The sequence below is a fragment of the Bacillota bacterium genome (assembly GCA_012837285.1).
Taxonomy (GTDB): domain Bacteria; phylum Bacillota; class DTU030; order DUMP01; family DUMP01; genus DUNI01.
This window is the reverse complement of sequence record DURJ01000067.1, coordinates 1-5422: the sequence shown is the minus strand read 5'-3', so window position 1 is coordinate 5422 and position 5422 is coordinate 1. Positions and strand designations below refer to the sequence as shown.

The following is a 5422-nucleotide window of genomic DNA, read 5'->3' as shown; positions in this document are numbered from 1 at the left end:
TTTAAGATCAGGTTTGCTCCTACATGAAATATTTAGTACACAGTCAGGGAATATACCCGGTGTTTTGCCACCGGAAAGCCGGGCGACCGCAGAGGGTCATCCTTCGGATGCAAGCTGCCCCTACCAGAAGGCCTTCTGATAGGGGGCGGGTCTCTCGTCCCGAATGCCAAAGCTGGGGAGTAACGGCCGGGCTTTGTTCCGGCCCGAAACTCAAAGGGCAGCGCTGTAGAGAGTTCCTTCTGCACGAAGTCCTTTGGTACATAGCCCCCGGATTCGCTTTTTTGTATGAAAGCCCAGGTTTTCGGACAGTCTAGCAATAGATTAGGTCAGGGAGGTGCGGCGGTGGCAGAGCGAATTGCGGTGGAAGAAGGTTTGAGCAATATAAAAGAACATCTGAGCCGTCATGGGTACCAGGTGGTAGGCTTTGACGACGGGCTTCACGATGCTGAGGCGGTGGTAATTAGCGGTGGGGATCGGGACTTTCTCGGCTTTACTGAACCTCATACCGGAGCCCCGGTGATTTCAGCCCGGGGTCGGTCGCCACAGGAGGTTCTGGAAGATTTGCGTCGACGGCTATAGCCAAGAGAGATGCCGGCGGGCAGGAAAAAGCTGTATCAGTGACGAATGGTAAGCCCGAGGTGGCAGATAATGCTGGAGTTGGCGTTTATTCTTTGGCTGACTTGGCTGCTGTTGGCGCGAGGTCGGCGTAGTCTAGAGGAGCTTAATACCAACCGGCCCCTAGGGGCTGATCGTATTATTGAACGTATCCGTAAGCGGCGCCGTCTATGGTGATGGTAACGTAAGCAGTGGGCGAGACCTGTGGTAAAAGGTCTCGCCTTTCGGTATCTTTATAAGATCAAGAGCTTACACTAGCGGTTGGGGTCGAGAGCTGTGCACAAGGGGGAAACAAGATGCAGGTTTGGCATACTATGCCGGCCAGCGGTGTTGCAGCCGAGTTGCATACCGATTTTGCCCAAGGGTTGACACTGGAGGAGGCCCGGAGGCGGCTTGAAGACTGGGGCCCCAACGAGCTCCAGGGCGAGGAGGGCGTTCCTTTTTGGCGCCGGCTGCTGGCCCAGTTTCAAGATTTCTTGGTACTGATCCTGCTGGCGGCCAGCATTGTATCTTTTGCGGTGGGAGAACGGACCGACGCCGCGCTTATTATTCTTATTGTGATCGTCAATGCTATCCTGGGTCTGGTTCAAGAAGGGCGGGCCCAGCGAGCATTAAACGCTCTGAAGCAAATAGCGGCCCCGCACGCAGTGGTAATTAGGGGCGGTCAAGTAATGGATATTCCGGCCTGGGAACTGGTTTTGGGCGATCTGGTGCTACTGGAAGCGGGTACGGCCATCCCCGCTGATCTGCGCTTGCAGCAGACGGCCAGTCTTAAAATAGAAGAATCTGCCCTTACGGGGGAATCGGTGCCGGTAGAAAAGGATGCCGCCTCACAGCTTTCGGTCAAGACAGCTTTGGCTGAACGTAGCAACATGGCTTACCTGGGTACCACTGTAGTTTATGGACGGGGACAAGGGATAGTGGTGGCTACCGGTATGGAAACCGAAGTGGGCCGTATCGCCGGCCTCCTCACCGCGGCATCGGAAGGAGCTACACCGCTGCAAGAACGACTGAACTCGGTTGGAAGGACCTTAGGCCTGGCTACCCTGATCATCAGCGTCATAGTTTTTGTCACTGGCCTGGCTCGGGACGGTTACGGCGTTAACTGGTTGCAGTTGTTTTTGGTAGCTGTGAGTCTGGCAGTGGCTGCTATTCCGGAAGGGCTGCCGGCAGTGGTTACTATTGTACTAGCACTTGGCATGCAGCGCATGGTGGCGAAGAACGCCATTGTAAAGCGACTGCATGCTGTAGAAACCTTAGGATCGACTACTGTAATCTGTACCGACAAAACCGGCACCCTAACCCAGAACAAGATGGCGGCAGTGGCTTTGTGGGCCGATCGCAAGCTATACGCTGTCAGCGGGAGCGCTTATGGTTTTGCCGGCCAAATTACCTTAGACGACCGACCCTTAACTAAGCAGCAGTTGCAAGACTTGCGCCTTGTTTTCATGACAGCCGCCTTATGTAACGATGCCCGGGTAAGCCACATAGATGAAGCGGAGCCGGACCTGGTGGGAGATCCCACTGAAGGGGCGCTACTGGGTCTGGCGGCCAAAGGAGGCTTAACGCCGCCGAGTTTAACCCCGGATTATCCTCGTGCCGCCGAAGTGCCGTTTGACTCGCGGCGCAAGCTTATGAGCACTGTTCATCCCACTGGAGAAGGCGACTGGCTGGTCTTAACCAAGGGTGCACCCGATGTGGCCTTGGCCCGGTCTCGGTACCTGCTGGTGAACGGAGTTAAGGTGGAGCTTACGGCCGAATTGGCAGCTGAGATTAGCGCACAAAATGCTCGCTGGGCCGGCCAGGCTCTCAGAGTCTTGGCGTTAGCCTGCCGGAAGCTGTCGCGTCTGCCGTCGCCGGACGAGCTGAGCGCCGTGGAAGAAGATCTGACTTTCTTGGCCTTGGTGGGCCTCAAAGACCCCCTGCGGCCGGAAGCCAAACAAGCGGTAGGGCGCTGCCACAGCGCCGGTATCAGGACCGTGATGATCACCGGTGATCATCCGGAAACGGCGCTGGCCATTGGCCGAGAACTGGGACTCGCTGCCGACGCTGAGGTTCTTACCGGAGCCGATTTGGAGGACTTCACCCTAGAGCAGTTGAAAGAACAGGCTCAGAAGGTAAATGTCTATGCGCGGGTGGCCCCGGAACATAAAAGCGCCCTGGTCCAGGCGCTGCAAGAACAAGGCGAAATTGTGGCTGTAACCGGTGATGGGGTTAACGATGCTCCGGCGCTGAAGCAGGCCGATATCGGTGTAGCCATGGGCATCACCGGCACTGACGTAGCCAAAGGGGCCGCCGACATGATTCTTACCGATGACAACTTTGCCAGCATTGTGGCGGCGGTGGAAGAGGGCCGTGTCATCTATGCTAATATCCGAAAGTTTGTCTATTTCTTGTTGTCCTGCAATGTGGGTGAAGTGCTGATTGTCTTTTTGGCCGCATTGATGGCCTTACCGCTGCCGCTGCTTCCAGTTCATTTGCTGTGGCTAAATCTATTAACAGATGCCTTTCCGGCCTTGGCCCTGGGCGTAGAACGAGCCGAACCCGGTATCATGGATCGCTCACCCCGCTCCCCTGAGGAGCCGCTTCTCGACCGCACCATGTTATCTGGGATTGCCGGTCAAGGCCTAGCTATGGTCATGGCTGTGCTGGGAGTGTTTTGGTTTGCTTTACAGAGGTTCGATTTAACCAGCGCCCGAACCATGGCCTTTACCACCTTGGTGGTGGCCGAGCTGCTGCGATCATTTACCAGTCGCTCCGAACGTCTGCCTGTATTTCGATTGGGCCTGTTTACCAATCGCACTTTATTGATCGGCTGTTTCGCCTCCCTGGTGATTTTCTTACTTACCATCTATGTACCTTTGCTACGGCCTGTCTTTAAGACAGCTTTTCTCAGCTGGAACCACTGGCGCTGGATCCTACCGGCAGCGCTGCTGCCTGCAGTCACAGCGGAACTGCGCAAAGCTTTTTCCAGGACGGTACCGATACCGGAACCGGCAACAAAAAGATCCGGCTAGGGTCTAAAGCCCTGGCCGGCAGCCGGGTACGTAGCCGATAACTTGTAACAGACCGTGGCGATGGCGTCGGCAATCACACCGGCCATGCGATAGACCAAGTGCAAGCGGGTGTTTTGCAGCACCAGGTGTTCCATGAAACCACTCACATTTACAATCCCCACAATATTATAATCGCCCACCGACGGCAACTCCTTGTTGACCCCTGCTCCTGGGTTCAAGGCTCCCGGCGCCAGGGCGATTTTGCCCACGCTTTCCAGCCGGCCCAAACACGCATCCACAGCGATAACGCACTGTTTCCCAGACTCGGCCCGCAGATCAGAGACAGCTTCCTTAAGGTTAGTGGCGTGTACCGGCTGGGCCAAAGTACCCATGATCCTAAGCTGTGGACAATCCAATGCCTCCAAAAAACTGCCGGTGAGCGGACCGAGGGCATCACCGGTGGAGCGATCAGTGCCGATACAAAGAGCTATCAGCCCCTGTTCTGCTGGAGCTGAGTATCGAATACCTTGCCACAGGCTGCCACCCAGCTTCTGAGCGGCCCAGGTATCATCCACACTTACGCGCAGCCCCTGGGGCGGCGGAGCAAAGAGCCCCACTCGTTCAGGCCTCCTGGGCTTTCTTTTGTTGAGCCGCTACTTTGCGATAACAAGCATAGCAGAGAGCGCCTTCGTCTCCGCTCAAACTTAGATCTAAAATAAGGTTACCGCACATGGGGCAGCTTTTTTCTTTTAAACCGGCCATTGCCATTCCCCCTGTTTACCATTACCAGTTCTGTCAAAGTCAGTATTTGAAAAAAAGGGTAGAATTATACTACGATTATAGTTATTGTCGATCTCTAGCCAAATGAGCCCACGTATGGTATAATAAAAATCCACAAAGCGGAAGAAATGGTAACGGAAACAATAAATAATACTATTTGGATGAACTACAAAGGAGAGTCCGCAGGACGCCGAAGGAGCAAGGCTATCGGTTGCTGCCCGGTAAGCTGAACCTCTCAGGCAAAAAGACTTTGTAGGGACGGAACTCTGGAGAGGCTCATTGACTTCAGGCGGATATTCAATGGGGCGCCGAAGGGGGAACTCAAGCGGGGAATCTCTCAGGCCAAAGGACAGGGGGGAAGCAGCGGTGGCTTTGCCACTGCTTGCCCCTAGTTAATCCTTTGGCCTTTTTGAGGTACGCTCTGGGAGGTGAAATCTAGAAGGCGGCATGACTTAGAAAGTTAACCTAAAAGGTGTAACCTGGGAGGTCCAACCTAGGAGGAAATTTGTGCCTGGAGGGCGAAAATGTACTTTATCGTGCTCACTAATAATCCCCTGGTGCCGGCCCAGCACGGCGAGCTTAGCCCAGTGCTGGTGGACGGCGACGTGACAGCGGTATATAAGAAGGCCCGGGATCTGGTTCATCGGGGACACCGGCTGTTGACACACCCCTTGTCCAGCAGTCTCAAGCCGGGGCTTATCCCTTATAAGACCGTGGTGCTTACCGCTGAAGCGAATCAGGTAGTGGACCTGGATTCTTTGAACTACATGGCTGCTGCCATGGCGGCGGTGAAAAAAACGCGACCGCGAACCGAACTGTCCTGGTCTCCTCCTGTACTGCGTGACTATGCAGCGGTGGATCTGTCTATATTTGAAAGTGCTCTAATCAGCTTGCTTCCATGAATAAGGGACCTGAATGTGGCCAAGCTGTGCTTTCTAAGTATAAAAGACTGTCTGGGCGGACAACTTGGTTACAGGGATAGCCCCTGCTAGCAGGGATCGGACTGGCTTCGGGCTAATAAATGTTCAAAT

6 protein-coding genes and 1 riboswitch are annotated in these 5422 nt (G+C 54.8%); of the genes, 4 read left to right on the top strand and 2 right to left on the bottom strand.

The window, feature by feature from the left end; translation table 11 throughout:
* Nucleotides 1–342 precede the first annotated feature (342 nt).
* The 3 genes from GX016_03920 (at nucleotide 343) to GX016_03910 (ending at nucleotide 3632) form a co-directional block, all read left to right on the top strand.
* On the top strand, nucleotides 343–579 hold the full coding sequence (locus tag GX016_03920; protein ID HHT70705.1) for a YkuS family protein: 237 nt from the start codon (nucleotides 343–345) through the stop codon (nucleotides 577–579).
* A 69-nt stretch (nucleotides 580–648) separates the two neighbouring features.
* On the top strand, nucleotides 649–792 hold the full coding sequence (locus GX016_03915) for a hypothetical protein (protein HHT70704.1): 144 nt from the start codon (nucleotides 649–651) through the stop codon (nucleotides 790–792).
* Between the two features lie 119 nt (nucleotides 793–911).
* Nucleotides 912–3632 carry a cation-translocating P-type ATPase gene (locus GX016_03910; GenBank protein HHT70703.1) on the top strand — a complete coding sequence of 907 codons (2721 nt, stop codon included), beginning with the start codon at nucleotides 912–914 and terminating at the stop codon, nucleotides 3630–3632.
* Here GX016_03910 and yyaC read toward each other — a convergent pair.
* Entirely contained in the window at nucleotides 3629–4228 is a 600-nt protein-coding gene (yyaC, locus tag GX016_03905; protein HHT70702.1) for a spore protease YyaC, read from the bottom strand. The genes GX016_03910 and yyaC overlap by 4 nt on opposite strands.
* A 4-nt stretch (nucleotides 4229–4232) precedes the next feature.
* Nucleotides 4233–4373 (bottom strand): hypothetical protein, encoded by a 141-nt coding sequence (locus tag GX016_03900; protein ID HHT70701.1) that lies wholly within the window; start codon nucleotides 4371–4373, stop codon nucleotides 4233–4235.
* A gap of 179 nt (nucleotides 4374–4552) precedes the next feature.
* Nucleotides 4553–4652, top strand: a riboswitch (glycine riboswitch).
* 263 nt (nucleotides 4653–4915) lie between these two features.
* Here GX016_03900 and GX016_03895 point away from each other — a divergent pair.
* A complete protein-coding gene (locus GX016_03895) occupies nucleotides 4916–5293 on the top strand; it encodes a hypothetical protein (GenBank protein HHT70700.1) in 378 nt (125 codons plus the stop codon).
* Nucleotides 5294–5422: the final 129 nt, after the last annotated feature.

What these genes read in the sequence shown, in the direction of transcription:
- GX016_03915 (HHT70704.1), top strand. Translation starts at nt 649, where the DNA reads ATGCTGGAGTTGGCGTTTATTCTTTGGCTGACTTGGCTGCTGTTGGCG.
- GX016_03910 (HHT70703.1), top strand. Translation starts at nt 912, where the DNA reads ATGCAGGTTTGGCATACTATGCCGGCCAGCGGTGTTGCAGCCGAGTTG.
- GX016_03900 (HHT70701.1), bottom strand. Translation starts at nt 4,373, where the DNA reads ATGGCCGGTTTAAAAGAAAAAAGCTGCCCCATGTGCGGTAACCTTATT.
- GX016_03895 (HHT70700.1), top strand. Translation starts at nt 4,916, where the DNA reads ATGTACTTTATCGTGCTCACTAATAATCCCCTGGTGCCGGCCCAGCAC.